Source organism: Rhodococcus sp. HM1, assembly GCF_023218075.1.
In the GTDB taxonomy this organism is placed as follows: domain Bacteria; phylum Actinomycetota; class Actinomycetes; order Mycobacteriales; family Mycobacteriaceae; genus Rhodococcus.
The window spans coordinates 1-1,832 of the sequence record NZ_JALPTB010000164.1 but is presented as its reverse complement, the minus strand read 5'-3'; the positions used below and the strand labels follow the sequence as shown (position 1 = coordinate 1,832).

Here is a 1,832-nt window from a genome sequence, read left to right as displayed (position 1 = left end):
CGGGCTGTTGCAGAATCGCGGGTCGGTCTCGCCGTGACGCGGCGGGGCCGACCTGCGGCTTTGTGTAGAATCTGTTGGTGGCCAAAGGATATCGACCCGTCGATCGCGACCAACAGTTCCTGATCCCACCGGACATGCGTGACTGGCTCGGCGCCGATCATCCCGTGTGGACGGTCATCGACATCATCGACCGGATCGACACCACCGCATTCCACCGCAACGCCAAGACCGGCGGCGCCGGCCGGGCCGGCTACCACCCCGACATGCTGCTGACCCTGCTGGTATGGGCGTGGTCCCGCGGGGAACGGTCCTCCCGCCGCATCGAACGCTTGTGCGCCGAAGACGTCGCCTATCGGGTGATCTGCGCCCAGGACATCCCCGACCACGTCACCATCGCCCGGTTCCGCAAGACCCACGCCGCCGCCTGCGAAGACCTGTTCACCCAGGTCCTGTTGCTGGCCGCCGCCCTGGGGCTGGGCCGGCTGGAAACGATCGCGTTGGACTCGGTCAAGATCGCCTCGAACGCCTCGGCCGGCGCCAACCGCACCGAATCGGCGGTGCGGGCCGAAGCCGCCGAGCATGCCCGAGCGATCGCGGCAGCGGCGGTGGCCGCGCACGAGGCCACCGACACCAGCGAAGACGACGAGCACGGCCGAGGCGGACCCGGCCCGGGTTCGGTGCCACCGCCGCTGGCCGATCCACGCTCACGGGCAGCGCGGATCGGCGAGGCGATCGCTGTTCTCGACGCCGCTCGCGCCGCCGAACAGCAGGCCCGAGATGAGAAGGACACCTCGGCGCAGGTGTATCTCGAACAGGCCCGGGCCGGGACGATACCGATGGGTGCTCCGCCGGCGGCGGTGTCGGTCGCGGCCGCGCAGTTGGCCTTGGAGCGGGTGTTGGCTACCCATGCCGAGAAGGTGGCACGGTATGCGCAGCGTCGGGCCGAGGCGGCAGCGAAAGGCCACCGATACGGTGGTTGGGTGATCCGGCCGGCCGAGCAGGACCCGAAGGTGATCAAGGCCCGGACTCGGCTCGAACGCGCGATCGCTGCCGAGACGGCTGCGGCGGCACGAGCCGATGACAGCACCGGGGATCGGCCGGAGCGGGTGGTCAACACCACCGACCCGGAATCCGGGCTGCAACCGTTGCGCGGTGGCGGCTGGCTGCAAGGATTCAACTGTCAGGCCGTCACCAGCGAGGACGGGGTGATCCTGGCGGTGTCGGTGGCCGCCAATCCCACCGATGCGCCGACGTTCGTGCCGATGATGCAGGCCGCGGTGGCCGCCGCCGAGAAGATCACCACCGCCCGCACCGACACCAACGATGGTGATGGTGATGGTGGCGGTGGGGATCGGATGGGGGTGCTGCTCGCCGATGCCGGGTACTTCTCCGAGGCCAACATCACCGCGCCGGGACCGGACCGGTTGATCGCCCGCGGCAAGAGCCGTCATCTCGAACACGCGGCCCGGCACACACCGGTGTCGGGACCGCCGCCGGCCGAGACTTCGCCGGTGGAGGCGATGGCCCACCGGTTGCGCACCGAGGAGGGAATCGCGACCTACCGCAAGCGTTCTCATATTGCGGAGACCCCGTTCGGGCATGCCAAACACAATCTGAGGTTCCGGCGGTTCACCGGGCGCGGACTGGCCCGGGCCCGCGGTGAGTGGAGTTTCCATGCTGCGGTCCACAACATCGGCAAGATCCTCACCATGGTGGGTGGGGGCGGGTTGCCGGCCGTCGTGTGAAGCGGTGGTCCCGGGGCGGGAGACCCCGCCCCGGGACCGGCGCTGTGGTTCGCGGTCGCGGACCTTCGGCTATTTCGCAACAGCCCG

1 protein-coding gene is annotated in these 1,832 nt (G+C 69.7%); it reads left to right on the top strand.

The window, feature by feature from the left end:
- Positions 1–77 precede the first annotated feature (77 nt).
- Complete coding sequence (locus M1M07_RS32180; RefSeq protein ID WP_308200892.1) at positions 78–1,745, top strand: transposase; 1,668 nt, start codon at positions 78–80, stop codon at positions 1,743–1,745.
- The last annotated feature ends 87 nt before the right edge of the window (positions 1,746–1,832 follow it).